Below are 17,356 nucleotides of genomic sequence, written 5' to 3'. Positions count from 1 at the left end.
CGGTCCTATGTGCCGAGCGCGGCTACCAGCCGGGAGACGGCGGCGAGGTCGGGCACATCGCGCAGGCAGGCCACGGCCTGCCTGCCCGCGAACTCGCGCTGGTCGTCGGTCACCGCGGGATCGACCGCTGTCCCGGCCTGTACGTGGATGTAGTTCAGGGCCGTGGCGAAGAGCATCGAGAAGGACTCCGGGCCGGTGAGGGCGGCCGGGCCCCCGGCCTCGCGGTAGGCCCGGGCCAGGCGCCGCGCGGCCGCGATGTCCACGTCGTTGCCGCCGGACCAGACGTGGAGGGCGCGCGCGAACTCCCGTTCCGCCGAGACCGGTCCGGCGTTGTCCCAGTCGAGCAGGACCGGACCGTCCCGGCCGACCAGGACGTTCTGCGGCCGGAGGTCGAGGTGCGAGGTCACCAGGCCGCCGGGCGCCGACGGCGTCACCCAGTGACCGAGCCGGGGCACGGACGTGGCGATGAACCGGTCCAGTTCGTCCGACCACGGCAGGCCGGCGTCGTGCACCTTCTTGCGCACGTCCTCCCACTCGGCGTCGTCCGGACACCGCTCGTACCAGTCGCCCGGGGCCTCGACCGCTCCCTCACCGGCCCGGTGGAGCAGTGCCATGGTCCGGCCGAACCAGTCCAGGACGCCGGGGTCGGAGGGGTCGGCCTCGGCGCCGTCGACCCAGTCGTACAGCTTCACCCAGGACCCGCCGTCCGGGGAGTCGACGCGGGAGACGTGTGCGCCGTCTCGGGCCGGGTGGAGGCGGGGTGAGGTGATGCCCTGGTCCGCCGCGGAGTCCCGCAACGCGGCCTCGCGGGCGACCTGGGCCTCGTCGCACCCGAAGAGGAGTTCCTTGACGGCCCGGGAGCAACCGTTTCCGGAGAGTTTCCAGATCTGGCCGAGGGCGCCCCGGGTGACGGGGGTCATGGTCCAGGGGCCGGTGCCGAGGGCGTAGAGATCGGCTATGACACCGGCCCTGTCATCGGATCGGGTGTGGTCGGCCATCGTCCGTCCTCTTCTCGTGGGGCCAGTTCAGGAGCAGTACGTGCAGGGCGTCGATCGCCCTGTCCCAGGAGGCCTGCACGTCACGCGGCGCGCCGAAGGCGCCGGTGGACTCCAGGGCGCAGTAGCCGTGGAAGGTGCTGCGCAGCAGGCGCACGGCGTCGGTGAGGTCCGGCTCCTCCAGGCCGTAGGCGCGGAGCATGCCGTAGGTGACGTCGGCGGTGCGGCGCAGCGCCGGGGAGCCGGTGACGAGCTCCTGGTCGATGCGGATCTGGGTCGCGGCGTACCGGCCGGGGTGCTCCAGGGCGTAGGTCCGGTAGGCGGCGGCGAAGGCTGCCAGCGTGTCCCTGCCGGCCTCCCGCCCCTCGACCGCCTCCGCGATCCGGTCGATCATCTGGCCACCGGCCAGGAGAGCCATGCGGGTCCGCAGGTCCTTCAGGCTCCGGACGTGGCTGTACAGACTCGCGTCCTTCACCCCGAAGCGGCGGGCCAGCGCGGAGAGGGTGACGTGCTCGAAACCGGCCTCGTCGGCGAGATCGGCTGCGGCCGCGACGAGACGCTCGGGGGTGAGACCGGCTCTGGGCATGGGAAGTTCGGGGTTACCTCTCGAAGAGGGCCATGTCGTGGGCGGACACGGCCGGTTGCCGGCGGTGGGTGGTCGGTGTGCCCGAGTCGGTCACATCAGCCGCTCGGCGGCCGGTTCGTCGGTGCACCACCACGACGCGTGCCATCGCCCGTTCCCCCGGTGTCCATCAGCGCAGTTCAGAGGGATCGAGCGTAGTACGGGGCACCGATGGGCGGAGCCGTTTGCCCTCACCTGGGGCGCAGGAGCCGCAGGTCCGTGCCCCACGCGTCCAGGACCTCGTCGTGACCGGCGCGGCGCGCCGCCTCCTCGACACCGGCGAAGAGGGCCCGCTGGGTGGCCGGGTCCCCGTCGGCCAGGACGCGCCGCAGGGCCGGCAGGAGCCGGTCCGCGTCCCACCGGGGATCGCCCAGCTGCTGCCGCTCCAGCTCCCACCGCAGGTACTTGTTGTAGGGCCGGACCCGGCGGTGCAGGGCGAAGAGCACCTCCAGGGCGTACGGAACGGCCTCGGCGGCATCCAGATGACCCAGGTGGGGGCGGTCGTCGCGGTAGCTCTTCAGGGAGCGGTACGTCTGGTTGACGTAGGCGTCGAGCCAGCCGGCGGCGCTGTCCCGGGCCTCGTCGGCGCCGAGTGTCCGTTTCTCGTCGAGGATCTCGGCGATGGTCCCGTCGAGCCGGTCGAACAGCACCTCGGCGTGGACGTAGGAGTACCGCGCGAAGCTGTCCGGGCGGCCGGGCATGCCGCGTGTGCGGAACTCCGCGAGGGTGATGACGACGAGGTCGAGGTGGGCCGAGCGGAAACGGTCCAGTGCGGCGAGGACCGGCACGCTCGCGTCGCGCACGACGACGTGCAGGTCGTAGTCGGAGTGGACCGTCGGCATGCCGGCGTGCACCCGGGAGCCGCTGAGGACGAGCCCGACGACGCCGCGATCGGCGGTCGCCCGAGCGGTGAAGGCGTGCAGCGTCTCCTCGGGGGTCCGGCCGGGGACGGGGGCGTAGCTGTCGCGCACCATGATGATCTCTCCATGCGGAAACGTCCGCGGCGCACGCGCAGGCGGCGGCCGCGGAGACGGAAACGGTTCGCTTCTGCGGCGCCGGGAAGCGCCACCGGAGAGATCACTTCACGGTGCCGAGGTTACGCGTTCAGGCCTGTGGACTCAGCTCGTTGGACAGGCCCGGTGCCGCAGCGGGAGGCCGGCGCGAACTCCCTCGGTCGCCCGACATCCGTAGGGTTACGGGGAAGACGGGGAAGACGGGGAAGACGGGGGCGCGGGGGAGGCGGCATGACGTACGGGGCGGCGCGGCGCGAGGACGAACCCGGCAGCTCAGCCGGCACCCCCTGCAGTGGCGGCCCGCGCGACACGCGCCCGCTGTGGCGGCAGCGCGACTTCGGGATCTTCTGGGTCGCCCAGACCCTCTCCGTGCTCGGCGACTCCTTCGCTCTGATCGCCCTGCCCCTGCTGGTGCTGGAGGCCACGGGATCGGTCGCGCGCATGGGCTTGCTGACGGCCGTGGGAGGGGCGGCGGCGGTCGTGGCGGCGGTGTTCGCCGGGGCGGTAGTGGACCGGGTGGACCGGCGCCGGCTGCTCATCGCATGCGACCTGGTGCGCATGGGGCTCTACGGGCTGATCCCGCTGGTGTGGCTGTTCGGCCCGCAGATCTGGCTGCTGTACGTGGTGCTGCCGCTGTGCGAGGCCGTCGGCATGCTGTTCGCGGTCGGCTACGTCACGGTCGTGCGCGCGCTGGTCGGCACCGGGCAACTCACGGAAGCGAACGGGCGGTTGAACGCCACGGCCGCCGCCGCGGGTGTCCTCGGCCCGCTGTGCGCCGGCCTGGTCGCCGCCTGGTCCGGCCCGGCGGCGGCCGTGGGCGTGGATGCGGCCAGTTTCGGGCTCTCCGCCACCTGCCTGCTCTTCGTCCGCTTCCGCGAGCGTGCCCCCGACGAACGGCAGGACGGGCGCCCCGGCCTCTGGCAGGACCTGCGCACGGGCATCGCCTTCCTCCACGGCCATCCCGTCCTGCGTTCCCTCACCGCTCTCCTCTTCGGCTTCAGCTTCCTCACCCTCGGTCTGAACGACCTGGTCATCTACCACCTCAAGCACGACCTCGGCCATGACGACCGCACGGTCGGCACGGTCATGGCGGTCGGCGCGCTCGGCGCCATCACCGGCGCCCTGCTGGTGGCCCGGGTCCGCCGCCGTCTCGGCTTCGGCCCGACGTGGACCGGCTCGGTCGCGGTGTGCGGCCTGGCGTTCGCCGGTCTCGGCTGGGCCCACGACGTCCCCGTCGTCGCGGCCCTGAGCGCCGCCTTCCTCGCCTGCGCCGGCATGGCGGGCACCTGCTCGATGTCGCTGCGCCAGGAGGTGACCCCCGAACACCTCCTGGGCCGCGTCACCTCCGCGTTCTGGACCCTCCAGTACGCGGCGGCCCCCGTCGGCGCGGCCGTCCTCACCTGGGCCGCGGAGGAGCAGGGCACGACCCCGGTCGCCCTGGTGGCCGGAGCGGCCTGTGTCGCCCTGGCCGCCACGGGCCTGTTCACCCCGATCCGCGGCTCGGGCCGGACCGTCAGCCGTTGATCCCGCTGTAGTGCCGCAGACTCCACCGCCACAGCATCCGCGCCGCCAGGTACGCCAGCAGCCCGAGCAGGGGGGAGGCCGCCGCCACCCAGTACGGGACGCCGGTCGAGTGTCCGTGGCCCGTGAGGACCGCCGCCGGGAAGTAGGCGACGAACGCGAGCGGCAGTCCGTAGGTGAGGAAACCGCCCACCGCCCTGGGCAGGACGTTCAGCGGGTAGCTGCCGAAGGTGCCGAGGAGTTCCTCCAGCCAGCGGCCCCACATGTCGGCGGCCGGGAAGCGCAGGGACGCGCTGGCCACGACCGTGAACAGGGCGGCCTCCAGCAGCATGCCGCCGAGCACGGCCGCGACGAGGTAGGTGACGCGGCCCGTCGTCCAGTCCAGGTCGCTGCGCGAGAGCGCCCCCACCATCAGGCCCGCGGCCACCGTCAGGTCACCGATGGCGTTGGTCGGGAAGAACGCCAGCTGCACCTGGCGGTGGACCGGCATCGGGCGCATCAGGTAGATGTCGATGCGGCCTTCCTGGATCTGCCGGCCGGCCCAGTGCATGCGCCCCAGGAACAGCACGAACAGCCCGTGCGCCAGCATCCGCGTCGCCGGGATCAGCAGCACGTCGGAGCTGTCCCAGCCGCCCATCCCGGCGAACCGCGACAGCAGCACCGTCGCGAACACGATCACCGACACCTGCCAGATCGCCCCGATCGCGATCATCAGCAGGAACTCGGTGCGGTACTCCATCTGCGCCCGGAAGTTGAGCGCCGTCACGCGCCACACGATCCGCAGAGCCTTCCATGACATCTCAGCCTCCCTGCGAGATCACGCGCCGGGCGGCCCGCCGCCACAGCAACCGGGTGAACAACGCCAGCACCACGACCCAGGCTGCCTGCACGGACAGCTGGAACCCGGCGTCGGACAGGGGAATGCGCCCCACGTACAGCGACAGCGGCACGCTCAGCGTGGCCTGGAAGGGGAGGAACGCGCTCATCGTCACGAACCAGTCCGGGAAGAACCACAGCGGCGCGTACACCCCGGACAGCAGGTTCTGGGCGAACATCAGGATGAGCATCGCGGCGGTGTTGCGGACCGTCCAGAAGCACAACTGGTCCAGCACCAGCATGACGTAGTACAGGACCCACTGGCCGAGCAGCATGCTGACCACGAACACCCCGGCCGCTGCGGCCGACGCGGGCGGTTCTACGACGCCCGCGGCCAGGCAGATCACGTACCCGGTCAACGCCCATGCCAGCCCGTACAGTTGCTCGCCGGCGGCCCGCAGGGCGTAGTAGCGCTGCGGCGGCAGCGGCCGCAGGTACCAGTAGACGATGGTGCCGAAGTGCATGTGCTGCAGGACCGTGTCGCGGCCCGCGTACTGGTCCAGCTCCCGCAGCCGGGACGCCAGTACGGCCAGCACGGCGTAGGTGACCGCCTGGTCGCGGCTCAGCCCCGCGGTCGTGCCGGTCTGCGCGTACAGGCCCCTCCACAGCGACCAGACCAGCACCACCTGAACGGCCAGCCGGAGGGCGACGGCGGTCATCCGGGGCGGTGCGTTCAGCTCGCCGAGGGGGGTGACCCGGGCGGCGCGCCAGGCATGGAGCACGGCCACGTCAGATCTCCCCGGCATGCGCGTACGCGGCCCGCATCACGTCCTCGAGGTCCGCTTCGTCCAGGGCGATGTCCGTCACCTCGAACCGCTCGATCACCGCTTTCAGCGCCTGCTGGACGGTGAGCGCGGCGGGCCCGGCGGGACCGAACACGACCTGCGCGCCCGCGTGCCGCAGCAGCGCGGTGCCCGGCGGAGGGACGACCTCGGCGTGCGGATCGGCCAGGGTGGCCCGCACCTGCCACGTCGAGCCGAACTTCCGGCGGATCTCGTCGAGCGAGCCGTCCAGCATCAGCCGGCCGTGGTTGACCAGCACGACCCGCTCGGCGAGCCGCTCGACCTCCGTCATGTCGTGCGTGGTCAGCAGCACCGTACGGCCGCGCTGCTCCACCTGGTGCCGCAGGAACTCCCGCACCTGCTCCTTCACCACCACGTCCATGCCGATGGTCGGCTCGTCGAGGAACACGACCGGCGGGTCGTGCAGCAGGGCGGCGGCCAGGTCGCTGCGCACCCGCTGGCCGAGGGAGAGGTGACGGACCCGGGTGTCCCAGAAGGACGACAGCTCCAGGATGTCGTCGAACTCCTTCAGCCGGGCGGCGTGTTCGGCCTTCGGCACCTCGTAGATGTCCCGCAGGATCGCGAACGACTCGCGCACCGGCAGGTCCCACCACAGCTGGGTGCGCTGCCCGAACACGGCGCCGACGTTGCGGGCGTTGCGCTCCCGCTCCCGGTACGGCACCACGCCCGCGACCCGGGCCTCGCCGGACGTGGGCGTGAGGATGCCGGTGAGGATCTTGATGGTGGTGGACTTGCCGGCGCCGTTCGGCCCGAGCAGGGCGAGGAGTTCGCCCGCGGCCACGTCGAAGGTGATGTCGGAGACGGCGTGCTTGGCCACCCGCTCGGGGTTGACCAGGGACCGGACGGCACCCGTGAAGCCGGGCCGGCGGACGGTGGTGTGGAAGGTACGGGACAGCCCGCGGACCTCGATGGCGACACTCAACTGACCCACCAACTCCCTTGCGGTGAACACAGCAGCGGCCGGTCGGCACGAGGGCCGACCGGCCGCTGATGACACCCCGACACTCTCGGAATGTCGATCAATCGGTCAATCGATTAATCAGTTTCTTACCTGGTGGTCGAGAACACGAACGAGAACTCCGCCGGCTCCGCCTTCAGGAAGTACTGCGGCAGCGGACCCGGGCCGCAGGACTGCGAGCCGATGCCGTGCAGCCCGTGGTCGAGGTTGACCCACACCGTGTCGCCGGCCGCGAGGTCCGTCCGGTGCCGGGCGGCGTCGAGCTGCTCGGTCGTCCAGCGCCGCGCCGTGAACCAGAACTCCGGATCGCCCTCGATCCTCAGACCGCCGAGCTCCACCCACCGGACGTCGGCGCGGGCGCCGTTCTCCTGCGGGCGGACGTACGGCGTCTGCAGCCGGTCCACCGTCGACTGCCAGCGGCCGACCATGGACGCCGTCCTGGTGTCCGGGTACGCCTCGCCGGGACCGCCGCCGAACCACTCCACCCGGTCCGCCTCCGGCAGCCCGAAACGGACGCCGAGCCGGGGCAGCGGCACCGTCCAGTCGCCCTCCGGGGTCACGGACACGGTGAGCCGCAGCCGCTCGCCGTCGGACGTCCAGCGGTACACCGTGTCCAGGCCCACCTCGCGGGCGGCGGGTGCCACCCGGGTCCGCACCGTCAGCGCGTCGTCGCCCGCCTCGACCGAGACCAGGCGGTGCCGCATCCGGTGCAGGCCGAGCGTGCGCCACAGCATCCCGTAGCGGGTGTCCGTCTGCCACTCGGCCCCGTCGTCGTTGTCGGTCGGCGCCCGCCACACGTCCAGCCGCGGCGTCGCGCCGACCTCCACCCCGCCGATCGAGAGCAGCGCGCCGGTGCGGGCGTCGAACCCGGCCGGGCCCAGCGTGATCCGGCCGTCCTCGGCCACGGGCCGGTCGGTCGCGGGGAAGGACGGCAGCGGCCGTGCCCCCGCCGCGAACTGGCCCCAGGCCACGACGTGGCCCTTCGGGGCCCAGGACGTGTCGTCCGCGAGCAGCGCCCGTACCGTCCACTGCCGTTCGCCGCCCCGGCCGTCCACGGGCGGCTCCGGCAGCTTGACCTCGGCGCTCTCGCCCGGCGCGAGCGCCGGCACCGCGAGCGAACCCGACTCGACCGTCTCGCCGTCCACCTGGCACGACCACTCGAAGGCCAGCGCCGACAGGTCCGCGAAGTCCTGCTTGTTGGTGACCCGCACGGCACCGTTCGCGCCGTCGCCCTCGATGTGGACCGGCTCGATGACCTTCTTGTACTCGATCAGGCCCGGCGACGGCGTCCGGTCCGGGAAGACCAGCCCGTCGCACACGAAGTTGCCGTCGTGCAGCTCCTCGCCGAAGTCACCGCCGTAGGCGTAACCCAGCTCGGCGTGCTTGACGCCGTGGTCGATCCACTCCCAGACGAACCCGCCCTGCAGCCGGTCGTACTTCTCGAACAGCTCCTGGTAGTCGGCGAGCCCGCCGGGGCCGTTGCCCATGGCGTGCGCGTACTCGCACTGGATGAACGGCAGTTCGCGGCGCTTGTGGGTGCCGCCGTCGAGCTGCTGCCCGATCTTCTCGACCTCGTCGTGGAAGGCGTACATCCGCGAGTACACGTCCGTGTCGCGGCAGTTCCAGTCGCCCTCGTAGTGCACCAGCCGCTCGGGGTCGCGGTCGTGGATCCACTCGGCCATGGCGGTCAGGCCGCGGCCGGTGCCGGCCTCGTTGCCCAGCGACCAGAACACGATCGACGGGTGGTTCTTGTCCCGCTCGACCATGCGGGCCGCGCGGTCCAGCAGGGCGGGGGTCCAGCGGTCGTCGTCGACCGGGTTGTCCCGCCAGTCCTGCTCGGTGAAGCCGTGGGTCTCCAGGTCGCACTCGTCGATGACCCACAGGCCGTACTCGTCGCACAGGTCCAGGAAGGCCGGGTGCGGCGGGTAGTGCGAGGTGCGCACGGCGTTGAGGTTGTGCCGCTTCATCAGCAGCACGTCCTCGCGCATGGTCTCCAGGTCGAGGGCGCGGCCACGCTCGGGGTGCCACTCGTGCCGGTTGACGCCCTTGAAGAGGACGGCCGCGCCGTTGACCTTGACGAGCCCGTCCTCCAGGACGACCGTACGGAAACCGATCCGCAGCGGCACCCGCTCCCCGTCCGTGGCCAGCACACCGTCGTAGAGCTTCGGCGTCTCGGCGGTCCACGGCTCGACCGTGACCGTCACCGGCTCGCCGGTCGCGACATCGATGTCCAGGGCCGGGACGAGCACCCGCCCGCCGGCGTCGGAGTCGACGCGCAGGGTGCCCTCGCCGGTGGTGTGGTCGTAGGAGGCGTGCACGAAGAAGTCGGCGACGCCGGCCGCCGGGCGGTGCAGCAGCGTCACGTCACGGAAGATGCCCGGCAGCCACCACTGGTCCTGGTCCTCCAGGTACGACCCCGACGACCACTGGTGCACGCGCACCGCGAGCACGTTGCCGCCCGGCTTCAGCAGCTCGCCGACCGCGAACTCGTGCGCCAGCCGGGAGCCCTTGAACTCGCCGAGCTCGGTGCCGTTCAGCCAGACGCGGGCGCAGGACTCGACACCGTCGAAGCGCAGCACCGCCCCGCCGTCCGACGGCCAGTCGGACGGCAGGTCGAAGACGCGCAGGTGGTCACCGGTCGGGTTCTCCGTCGGGACGTGCGGCGGGTCCACCGGGAAGGGGTAGAGGTGGTTGGTGTAGATCGGGGAGCCGAACGCCCCGTCGCCCTGGAGGACCCAGTGCCCGGGGACCGTGACCTCGGCCCAGTTCCCGGCGTCGTAGCCCTCCTCGGCGAACGAGTCGTCCTCGGCGCCGGCCGTGGCGGACAGCCGGAAGCGCCAGCTGCCGTTCAGCGACAGGGACCGCGCGTCCGAGGACGCGTACCAGGCACGGGGCGGCAGGGCACCGCTGCCCGGGGAGACGTCCTCGACGTAGTCGACGGATGGGGTCGTGCGGAAAGACATCGGTCTCCTAGCTCAGCCCTTGATGCCGGTCTGTGCGATCCCCTGCACCAGCCAGCGCTGGAGGAAGAGGAAGACGAAGATCAGGGGCAGGATCGAGATGGCGGTGGCCATGAAGATCAGGTGGTAGTTGACGGTCTGGTTCGTCATATACGACGACAGCGCCACTTGGACTGTCCAGGCACTCGGATCCTGTCCGATGACCAGCGGCCACAGGAAGGCGTTCCAGCCGTTGATGAAGGTGATCGTGGCGATGGCCGCGAAGAAGTTCAGCGAGTTCGGCACGACGACCCGCCAGTACGCGCCCCAGTAGCCGAGCCCGTCCACCCGCGCCGCCTCCTCGAGCTCCTTCGGGAACCCCAGGAAGTACTGCCGGAACAGGAAGCACGTGAAACCACTGAAGAGGCCCGGGATGATGAGACCCCGGTAACTGTCCACCCAGCCGAGGGACGAGACCAGAACGAAGCTCGGCACGAAGGTGACGGCCGTGGGAACCATCAGGGTGGCCAGGACGGCGTAGAACACCTTGTTGGCGTGCCTGTACGGGATGCGGGCGAGGCCGTACCCGGCCATCGAGCAGATCAGCAGGATGCCGGCGGTGTGCAGGACGGCGACGACGACGGAGTTCCACAGGGACCGGGCGAAGTCGACGGTGACGTCGTCGAAGGGTTCGGTGATGTTGCCCCACTGGATGGAGGTGGGGAACCACTTCCACTCCTCGCCCGTGATCTCCGGGTCCGTCATCAAGGCGTTGCGGACGATCAGGTAGAAGGGGATCAGGAACAGGACGGTGGCGACGCCGGTCGCGATGTACAGACCGGTGTTCCCGATGACTCCGCCGCGCTTGACCTTGACCGGCTTCGCGGCCTTGTCGATGTCGGGTGCTGTGATGGTCACTTGGACTCCTCACCCCTTCCGAAGCCCATGATCTTGCCCTGGAGCAGGGTCACGGCGCAGATGAGCAGGGTCAGGACGACCGCGCCCGCGCTGCCCGCGCCGTAGTTCTGGTTCTCGCCGAGGGCCATCTTGTAGAGCTCCACCAGCGGCGGCTGGCCCCACGTGGCCTTGGGCAGCAGGTTGAAGAACTCGTCGAAGGCCTGGTAGGCGGCGACGAGCAGGAGCAGGATCACCGCGGTCGAGGTCGCCCGCAGCTGGGGCAGTGTGATGTGCCGGAAGGTCTGCCAGCCCGGCTTGGCGCCGTCGAGGGAGGCTGCCTCGTACAGCTCCCGCGGGATGTTCTGCAGCGCCGCGATGAAGAGGATCATGTAGAAGCCCGACTGGAGCCACAGGCGGACGGTCACGATGACCAGCCAGTACCAGGGCGGATCGGGGCTGGACAGCCAGGCGATGTTCTCGACGCCGAACCAGCTGAGAACGGTGTTGGCGAGGCCGAAACGGACGCCGTTGAAGATGGACATCTTCCAGATCAGCGAGGCGGCGACATAGCTGACGGCGGTCGGAAGGAAGAACACCGACCGGGCGAACGCCCGCATGAACCGCAACCGGTTGACCAGCAGCGCCAGGCCCAGCGAGAGGGCCCAGGTGGCGGGCACGATGAATGCGGCGAACACGGTGAACGTGACGAGGGAGTTCCGGAAATCCTCGTCCTGCAGGATCGCCGCGTAGTTTTCGAAGCCGACGAACTGGCTGGGTGTGACGGTGAAGCGTGCCTCGAAGAAGCTGAGCCAGACGCTCCAGCCGATGGGCACGAAGACGAAGATCACCAGGCCGATGAGGAAGGGCCCGGTGAAGAGCCAGAAGTTGAAGGTGCTGTTCGCCCTGAGGCCCCGCCGCGGCCGGTCCTTGGAGACCTTGGCCGGGGCGGGGTTCTTGGCGACCCCGCGTGTGGTGGTGGTCGACATGTCGAGATCCGTCCGGCGGTCTATCCGAAGAGCTTCTTGAGCTCGGTGTTGACCTTCTTCTCAGCGGCGGCGAGCTGGGCCTTGGGGTCGCCGTTCTTGCGGACGGAGTTCGCCATGACATCGTTGATCGCGGCGATCATCGCCTGGGTCCAGCCGATGTTGTCGAAGTGGCCGAACTCGTTGAAGAGCTTCACGCCCTCGGCCGGCAGACCGGACTTGAGCTTGGTGGCGGACTGCGCGAGGGAGGTGCGCGGCGGGATGTGGAAGCCGTAGGAGGTGGCGAAGTCCTCCTGGTGCTTCTTCTGGTCGATCCACAGCCACTTGACGTACTCCTTGGCCGCCTCGACGTTCTTGCCCTTGGCGTTGACGAACATCGACCAGCCGCCGTTGTAGACGGACTCCTTGCCGGCGGAACCGACCTTCGGGAAGGGGAAGATGCCGATGTCGTCGCCGAGCGCCTTCTGCATGACCGGCATGGCCCACATGCCGCACCACTGCATCGCCGTCAGGCCCTGCGTGAAGGCCGACGGGTCCCACCAGTCGGCGGGGGCGCCGAGCAGGAGGTCGCCGCTGGTGAACAGGCCGCGCAGCTGCTTGAGGCCGTCGGCGACGGCGTCGGTGTTGAAGGCGGGCTTGTTGTCCGCGGTGAGGGTGTCGGCACCGGCGGACCAGATCAGGTTGTGCTGCACGGGCGTGAGGTCGTTGCCGAGGTAGGCGCCCTTGACCTTGCTGGTCTTGAGCTTCGCGGCGGCCTCGATCAGCTCCTCGAGGGTCTTCGGCACCTCGACCCCCGCCTTCTCGAACATCGAGGGACGGTAGAAGAAGAACTGCGGGTCGTCGATCATCCGGACGCCGTATATCTTGCCGTCGACCGTGTGCGACTTGATGTCGGCCTGGTTGAAGTCGTCCTTGACCGGCTCGATGATGTCGGTCAGGTCGGCCACCTGACCGCTCTTGATGAGCTGGATCTGCGGGTGGAACTCGAAGACGTCCGGCGCGTTCTTGGTGAGCAGCGCGGCGAACAGCTTCTGCTCGAAGTTGGAACCGGTGATCCACTGCGTGGTGACGTTGGCGTCCTTGTACGCCTTCGCGTACCGCTTGACGGCCTGCTCGACGCCGGCCTCACCGTAGGCGTGGAAGTACTGGACGAGGGTGTCACCCGACCCGCCGCCACTGCGCCCGGTGTTGCTGCCGCACGCGGCCAGCCCGCCCGCGGCGGCCAGGCCCATCGCGGCCCGCAGTACGTTCCGGCGGTCCCAGTTCATGTTGCTCGATGCCGACATGCTGACGTCCTTGTCTCGAGTGCGGCTGCGGCTCTGCGGCTCACTGCCTGATGGCTCACGGCCCGGGGGCTCGCGCCAGATGGCTCAAAGAGAGGTGCGGTGCGGGACGCTAGAGCTTCGGCTAAGGCTTCGGCAAGGGGTTGGACGAAGTCTGTACGAAGCGTTGTGTCCGGTTCGCGATTTCGAACAGGCGGGGGGTGCGGAGGAGTTGGTTCCGCCGTCGCGAGATCGCTACGACGGTGGGGCGGTGGTGCGGCTCCTCACGGGTGCGGTGCGTTTGCCGTTCTTCTGCCCGACGGTCTGGAGCGCGCCCTCCAGCGCGAACGTCGCCGCGCCCAGGCACACCGAATCGGTGGGGATCGGGGAGAGGACGATCTCGGTGGCGGCCAGCGGCCGCGGCAGCGCGTGCCGGGTCACGGCCTCGCGCACTTCGTGCAGCAGCGGTTCGCCCAGGGTGCGGGCGACCCAGCTGCTCAGCACGACGATCTCGGGGTTGAACAGGTTCACCAGGTCCGCGACACCGGCGCCCAGATAGCGGGCGGTCTCGTGGACGGCCCGGCGTGCCACCGGGTCGTTTGACGCGACTCCGCGGGCCAGGGCGTCGATGGTCGCCGTCTGGTCGTCCGCGTGCAGCAGCTCGCTGTCGGGGCCGATCTCCCGCAGGTTCAGCATGATGCCGCGCGCCCCCACGTACGTCTCCACGCAGCCGTGGTTGCCGCAGCGGCACAGGCGCCCGTCCAGCACCATCGTGGTGTGGCCCCACTCGCCGGCGCTGTTGCTGACGCCCCGGTGCAGCCCGCCGCCCAGGACGAGCCCGGCTCCCACGCCGGTCCCGAGGTTGACCACCACGGCGTTCCCGCGTCCGCGCGCCGCCCCGAACCACAGCTCGGCGACCGCGCTGGCGCGCAGCGGGTTGTCCAGGTAGAGCGGGTAGGCGATGTGCTCGGTGAGCAGGTCGAGGAGCGGTACGTCGTGCCAGTCCCAGTTGGGCGCGTACTCCGAGATGCCGGTCGCGCGGTCCACCTGTCCCGGCACGCTCACGCCGACGCCGAGCACCCGGGCGCCCTCGATGCCGGCCTGTGTCACCACCGAGCCGACGGCGGTGGCCACGTGGCCCACCACCTGCTCGGGCAGGCTCTCGCTGGGCCGGACGTCCTCCTCGGCGCGGGCCAGCACGTTCAGCCCGAGGTCGAACAGCTCGACATGGACGTACGTCTCGGCGATGTCGACGCCGATCAGCGCGCCCCCCGAGGAGTTGACCGCGACCAGGCCCCGGGGACGCCCGCCCGCCGAGTCCTCGAAGCCGACCTCGGTGATCATGCGGAGGTCGAGCAGTTCGCCGACGAGGGTGGCGACCGTGGCGAGGCTGAGGCCCGTCGCCGCTGCCAGTTCCTGCCGGGAGGTGGGTGACTCCGCGATGATCTGGCGCAGCACCTCGTAGCGGTTCGCGGTGCGGATGTCACGTGATGTGCGCTTCACCGGGGTGCCCCATTCCTTCCCAGACCGGCCGGGCCGGGTCGACGTCGGCACCGGCGCGGCGCAAGGCTATGGGCTGCCGGGACTTTCGACAAGGGGTTTGGAAAGGGGCTTTATAAAGTGCGCGCCCGGGGAGGAGCGGGGTGGCCGGGCATGGCCTGCCCATGATGCCTCAGACCGGTGGCGCCGGTGCCCGGTGTCTCAGTCCCGGTCCTCGACGGCGCCTGCCGGGCAGGCCGCGGCCTCGTCCGGGCGGCTCGCACCGGCGACCGCGGCGGAAAGCTGCTGTTGCACCTGCTGGGGCAGTGTGCTGCCGCGGACGGTGCCCACCAGGTCCTGGGCCAGGTGGTGCAGCTTGGTGTTGGTGTTCTGGGACGTCCTGACCAGCACGCTCCAGGCCGCCTCGGGGGTCAGGTTGAAGGAGGCCATCAGGATGCCGCGGGCCAGGTCGATGGTGGGGCGGGTCTGCATGGCGCGGCGCAGCTGGGCGACTTCGGCGCGGAGGTCCTGGCTGCTCTCCTCCGTTGGGCCGGTGTCGGGCCGGGCCGGGGGCGCGGGGCGCTCCGGCCGGGCGGGGGCCGTGAACAGCTCCCGGGTGCCGGTCAGGTCGAGAAGACGCTCGACCGCGAGCCCGCAGGACGAGATGGTGACCGTCTTGCCCTCGTCGACCGCGCGGGTGTGCAGATCGAGCAGGGTGCTGAGGCCGGAGCAGTCGCAGAACCCGACGGCGTCCAGACGCAGGTCGACGCCGCCGCCCGACAGTGTGAGCATGTCGTACAGCTCGGGCAGCAACCTCCTGCTGCCCAGGTCGAGTTCACCCCACATCGACACGGTCATGCGGTCGCCGTCCGGAACGACGTCCATGGTCGCCATGCAGGGCGGGACCGCCGCCGGCGCACTGTCGCCCGCCGTGGGTACGGCGCCCTCCCGCGGGTGGGGCACCGCAGAGTACGCAGGCTCCGGCATGGCCCTGTTCTCCCTTGCTCTTTCGCCTTGCCTCCGCTTCCAGCGTTGCCCCTCTACCCCATACACGTCAATCGATACATGAAACCAAGTACGTGTTTTTGGGTGCATGAATGTTCGGTCGCTAGAGTGGGCGCATGGATGGAGTGCCCGAGCCACACAGCGGATGGACGTTCCTCACCAACCATGCCCGCGTGCTGGCCGCCATTGCCGACGATCACAACGCTCGTATCCGCGACATCGCGGCCCACTGCCGGCTCACCGAGCGAGCCGTGCAGAAGATCATCGCCGACCTTGAGCAGGACGGATACCTCTCCCACACCCGGGAGGGGCGCAGCAACACGTACCGGATCGACCCCGGCAAGGTGCTGCGCCACCCGGCCGAGGCGGGCCTGACCGTGGCGTCCCTGATGTCCCTGCTCGTCCAGGACGAGGCCGCCCGCGTCACGACCTCCGCCACCGGCGGCCGCCCCCACGCGGCGACCTGACCGACACCCTTCGCCCGGCACCCTGCGTGCCGGCCCGGACGCCCTCCCCACGGCCTCACCGGGGGCGGCCCGCACGTCACCGCCTCCCGACGGCCTGGCGGGAGGATCGCCCGCCAGTCACCGCCTTGCGAGCTACCGCCTGCCCGGAGGGTCACGCGCCTGCCCGGCCGACGGGGCGTCGCCGCCCCCGGACGGTCACCCGGCCGCCTCCGCCAGTACACCCCGCACAAAGGCGTTGGTGAACTTCCCCCGAGGATCCAGCTCCCGCGTCAGCGCCCGGAAGTCGCCGAGCCTCGGGTACAGCCCGGACAGGGCCGAGGCGGGCAGGGTGGATACCTTTCCCCAGTGCGGCCGGGCGCCGAAGGGGGCCAGTGCCGTCTCGACCAGCCGCACCGCCGGCAGAACCGCATCCGTGTCCTCGACCCAGGTGAAGTGCGCCGCGACGGTGTCGCGCCCGTAGGCGGGGCTCAGCCACTGGTCGTCACCGGCGACCGTGCGCACCTCGCAGGTCTGCAGGACCGGGGCGACGGTCTCCCGGATCGCGTCCAGCGCGTGCAGCATCTCCACGGCGTGCCCGCGCGGCAGCAGGTACTCCGACTGCAGCTCCGCCCCGCTGCTCGGGACGAACTCCGCCCGGAAGTGCGGCAGCCGCTGGTGCCACGGCCCCGGCACACCGAACTGCTCGGTGCAGTTGACCGCGGGCATGCCCGGCACCGGGTGCATCTTCTCCGTGGCGGGAGCGGCCCAGGGGAACGCGGGCAGCGGCTGGTCGGTGCGCCGCTTGAGCCACACCTGGCGGAAGCCCGGCTCCCGCCAGTCGGTGAACAGGCTGACGCTGTAGCCCGTCGCCATCACCGTCTCGAACACACCGGAGTCCAGGCCCTCCAGCGGCAATTCAGTGAACACGTACTGCTCGACCTCGTAGGCCGGCTCCAGGTCCAGGGTGAGCGCGGTGACGACCCCGAGCGCGCCGAGTGACGTGACGGCCCCGCCGAACCGCTCCTCGTCCCGGCCTATGGTCACCGCCGAACCGTCGGCCGTGACCAGCTCCACCTCGCGCACGGACACCGAGAGCGGCCCGTTGAGCACCCCCGAGCCATGGGTGCCGGTCGCGACCGACCCGGCCACCGAGATGTGCGGCAGGGACGCCATGTTGTGCAGCGCGAGCCCCTGCCCGTGCACCCGGCGGGCCAGTTCCGCGTAGCGCACACCGCCGCCGACCCGGACCGTCCGGGCCGCCGTGTCGACGTCCACCTCCGGGGGCAGGCCGGCCAGCGACAACAGGACGCCCGCGGGGCCCGGTTCGGCGATCTCGTTGAACGAGTGCCCGCTGCCCAGCACCCGCACCCGGTCGCTGTCCCCGACGATCGTGCGCAGCGCGGCGAGCGAGCCGGGCCGGTGCAGTTCCTTGGCCGCGTAGGTGATGTTGCCCGCCCAGTTGGTCACGGTCCCGTTCATCCACGTCGTCCTTCCCCGAGGCGGCGGGGACCGGGCAGCCCCCGGCCGGAACCTACCCCGGCCCCGTGTCCATTGCCG

The 17,356-nt window shown here is 70.8% G+C and carries 15 protein-coding genes; 2 read left to right on the top strand and 13 right to left on the bottom strand.

Annotated features, from left to right (window positions below; all coding sequences use genetic code 11):
* Positions 1-5: 5 nt before the first annotated feature.
* The 3 genes from HNR57_RS04140 to HNR57_RS04130 all read right to left on the bottom strand — a co-directional run bounded on the left by HNR57_RS04140 (position 6) and on the right by HNR57_RS04130 (position 2,591).
* Positions 6-998 (bottom strand): phosphotransferase enzyme family protein, encoded by a 993-nt coding sequence (locus HNR57_RS04140; protein ID WP_184555940.1) that lies wholly within the window; start codon positions 996-998, stop codon positions 6-8.
* A complete protein-coding gene (locus tag HNR57_RS04135) occupies positions 973-1,581 on the bottom strand; it encodes a TetR/AcrR family transcriptional regulator (protein WP_184555937.1) in 609 nt (202 codons plus the stop codon). The genes HNR57_RS04140 and HNR57_RS04135 overlap by 26 nt, the downstream gene beginning before the upstream one ends.
* Positions 1,582-1,808: 227 nt before the next feature.
* Positions 1,809-2,591, bottom strand: coding sequence for a nucleotidyltransferase domain-containing protein (locus HNR57_RS04130; RefSeq protein ID WP_246554173.1), 783 nt, complete (start codon positions 2,589-2,591; stop codon positions 1,809-1,811).
* Between the two features lie 270 nt (positions 2,592-2,861).
* On the opposite strand from HNR57_RS04130, the gene HNR57_RS04125 reads away from it, so the two are divergent.
* Positions 2,862-4,154 (top strand): MFS transporter, encoded by a 1,293-nt coding sequence (locus HNR57_RS04125; RefSeq protein WP_184555934.1) that lies wholly within the window; start codon positions 2,862-2,864, stop codon positions 4,152-4,154.
* On the opposite strand, the gene HNR57_RS04120 is transcribed toward HNR57_RS04125, so the two are convergent.
* The 9 genes from HNR57_RS04120 to HNR57_RS04080 form a co-directional block, all read right to left on the bottom strand.
* Positions 4,144-4,950 carry an ABC transporter permease gene (locus HNR57_RS04120; protein ID WP_184555931.1) on the bottom strand — a complete coding sequence of 269 codons (807 nt, stop codon included), beginning with the start codon at positions 4,948-4,950 and terminating at the stop codon, positions 4,144-4,146. The two genes, HNR57_RS04125 and HNR57_RS04120, sit on opposite strands and share 11 nt — an antisense overlap.
* Position 4,951: 1 nt before the next feature.
* Positions 4,952-5,755 (bottom strand): ABC-2 family transporter protein, encoded by an 804-nt coding sequence (locus tag HNR57_RS04115; RefSeq protein ID WP_184555929.1) that lies wholly within the window; start codon positions 5,753-5,755, stop codon positions 4,952-4,954.
* A gap of 1 nt (position 5,756) precedes the next feature.
* Positions 5,757-6,752, bottom strand: coding sequence for an ABC transporter ATP-binding protein (locus HNR57_RS04110; protein WP_184556616.1), 996 nt, complete (start codon positions 6,750-6,752; stop codon positions 5,757-5,759).
* Between the two features lie 125 nt (positions 6,753-6,877).
* Positions 6,878-9,751, bottom strand: a complete 2,874-nt coding sequence (locus tag HNR57_RS04105; protein WP_184555926.1) for a glycoside hydrolase family 2 TIM barrel-domain containing protein — start codon at positions 9,749-9,751, stop codon at positions 6,878-6,880.
* 12 nt (positions 9,752-9,763) lie between these two features.
* Positions 9,764-10,645 (bottom strand): carbohydrate ABC transporter permease, encoded by an 882-nt coding sequence (locus HNR57_RS04100; protein WP_184555923.1) that lies wholly within the window; start codon positions 10,643-10,645, stop codon positions 9,764-9,766.
* Entirely contained in the window at positions 10,642-11,610 is a 969-nt protein-coding gene (locus HNR57_RS04095; RefSeq protein ID WP_184555920.1) for a carbohydrate ABC transporter permease, read from the bottom strand. The genes HNR57_RS04100 and HNR57_RS04095 overlap by 4 nt, the downstream gene beginning before the upstream one ends.
* Positions 11,611-11,630: 20 nt before the next feature.
* Positions 11,631-12,893 (bottom strand): ABC transporter substrate-binding protein, encoded by a 1,263-nt coding sequence (locus HNR57_RS04090; protein ID WP_184555917.1) that lies wholly within the window; start codon positions 12,891-12,893, stop codon positions 11,631-11,633.
* Positions 12,894-13,124: 231 nt separating this feature from the next.
* Complete coding sequence (locus HNR57_RS04085; protein WP_184555914.1) at positions 13,125-14,372, bottom strand: ROK family transcriptional regulator; 1,248 nt, start codon at positions 14,370-14,372, stop codon at positions 13,125-13,127.
* 198 nt (positions 14,373-14,570) lie between these two features.
* Positions 14,571-15,233: an ANTAR domain-containing protein gene (locus HNR57_RS04080; RefSeq protein WP_246554169.1), complete on the bottom strand. Its 663-nt coding sequence runs from the start codon at positions 15,231-15,233 to the stop codon at positions 14,571-14,573.
* A gap of 236 nt (positions 15,234-15,469) precedes the next feature.
* Here HNR57_RS04080 and HNR57_RS04075 point away from each other — a divergent pair, with 236 nt between their 5' ends.
* The gene (locus HNR57_RS04075; RefSeq protein ID WP_184555909.1) at positions 15,470-15,820 is read left to right on the top strand and encodes a helix-turn-helix transcriptional regulator; all 351 of its coding nucleotides are present in this window, start codon (positions 15,470-15,472) and stop codon (positions 15,818-15,820) included.
* A 195-nt stretch (positions 15,821-16,015) separates the two neighbouring features.
* Here the strand turns inward: HNR57_RS04075 and HNR57_RS04070 are convergent, their stop codons facing one another.
* Positions 16,016-17,278, bottom strand: coding sequence for a D-arabinono-1,4-lactone oxidase (locus tag HNR57_RS04070; RefSeq protein ID WP_184555906.1), 1,263 nt, complete (start codon positions 17,276-17,278; stop codon positions 16,016-16,018).
* Positions 17,279-17,356: the final 78 nt, after the last annotated feature.

The sequence above is a fragment of the Streptomyces paradoxus genome (genome assembly GCF_014202475.1).
GTDB lineage: Bacteria > Actinomycetota > Actinomycetes > Streptomycetales > Streptomycetaceae > Streptomyces > Streptomyces paradoxus.
The sequence above is the reverse complement of the archived record's forward strand: the minus strand, read 5'-3'. Positions and strand labels throughout refer to the sequence as shown.

Excerpts from the sequence above, each read along its gene's own strand:
- HNR57_RS04140 (WP_184555940.1), bottom strand. The coding sequence starts at position 998 with ATGGCCGACCACACCCGATCCGATGACAGGGCCGGTGTCATAGCCGAT.
- HNR57_RS04135 (WP_184555937.1), bottom strand. The coding sequence starts at position 1,581 with ATGCCCAGAGCCGGTCTCACCCCCGAGCGTCTCGTCGCGGCCGCAGCC.
- HNR57_RS04130 (WP_246554173.1), bottom strand. The coding sequence starts at position 2,591 with ATGGTGCGCGACAGCTACGCCCCCGTCCCCGGCCGGACCCCCGAGGAG.
- HNR57_RS04125 (WP_184555934.1), top strand. The coding sequence starts at position 2,862 with ATGACGTACGGGGCGGCGCGGCGCGAGGACGAACCCGGCAGCTCAGCC.
- HNR57_RS04120 (WP_184555931.1), bottom strand. The coding sequence starts at position 4,950 with ATGTCATGGAAGGCTCTGCGGATCGTGTGGCGCGTGACGGCGCTCAAC.
- HNR57_RS04105 (WP_184555926.1), bottom strand. The coding sequence starts at position 9,751 with ATGTCTTTCCGCACGACCCCATCCGTCGACTACGTCGAGGACGTCTCC.
- HNR57_RS04095 (WP_184555920.1), bottom strand. The coding sequence starts at position 11,610 with ATGTCGACCACCACCACACGCGGGGTCGCCAAGAACCCCGCCCCGGCC.
- HNR57_RS04090 (WP_184555917.1), bottom strand. The coding sequence starts at position 12,893 with ATGTCGGCATCGAGCAACATGAACTGGGACCGCCGGAACGTACTGCGG.
- HNR57_RS04080 (WP_246554169.1), bottom strand. The coding sequence starts at position 15,233 with ATGGACGTCGTTCCGGACGGCGACCGCATGACCGTGTCGATGTGGGGT.
- HNR57_RS04075 (WP_184555909.1), top strand. The coding sequence starts at position 15,470 with ATGGATGGAGTGCCCGAGCCACACAGCGGATGGACGTTCCTCACCAAC.
- HNR57_RS04070 (WP_184555906.1), bottom strand. The coding sequence starts at position 17,278 with ATGAACGGGACCGTGACCAACTGGGCGGGCAACATCACCTACGCGGCC.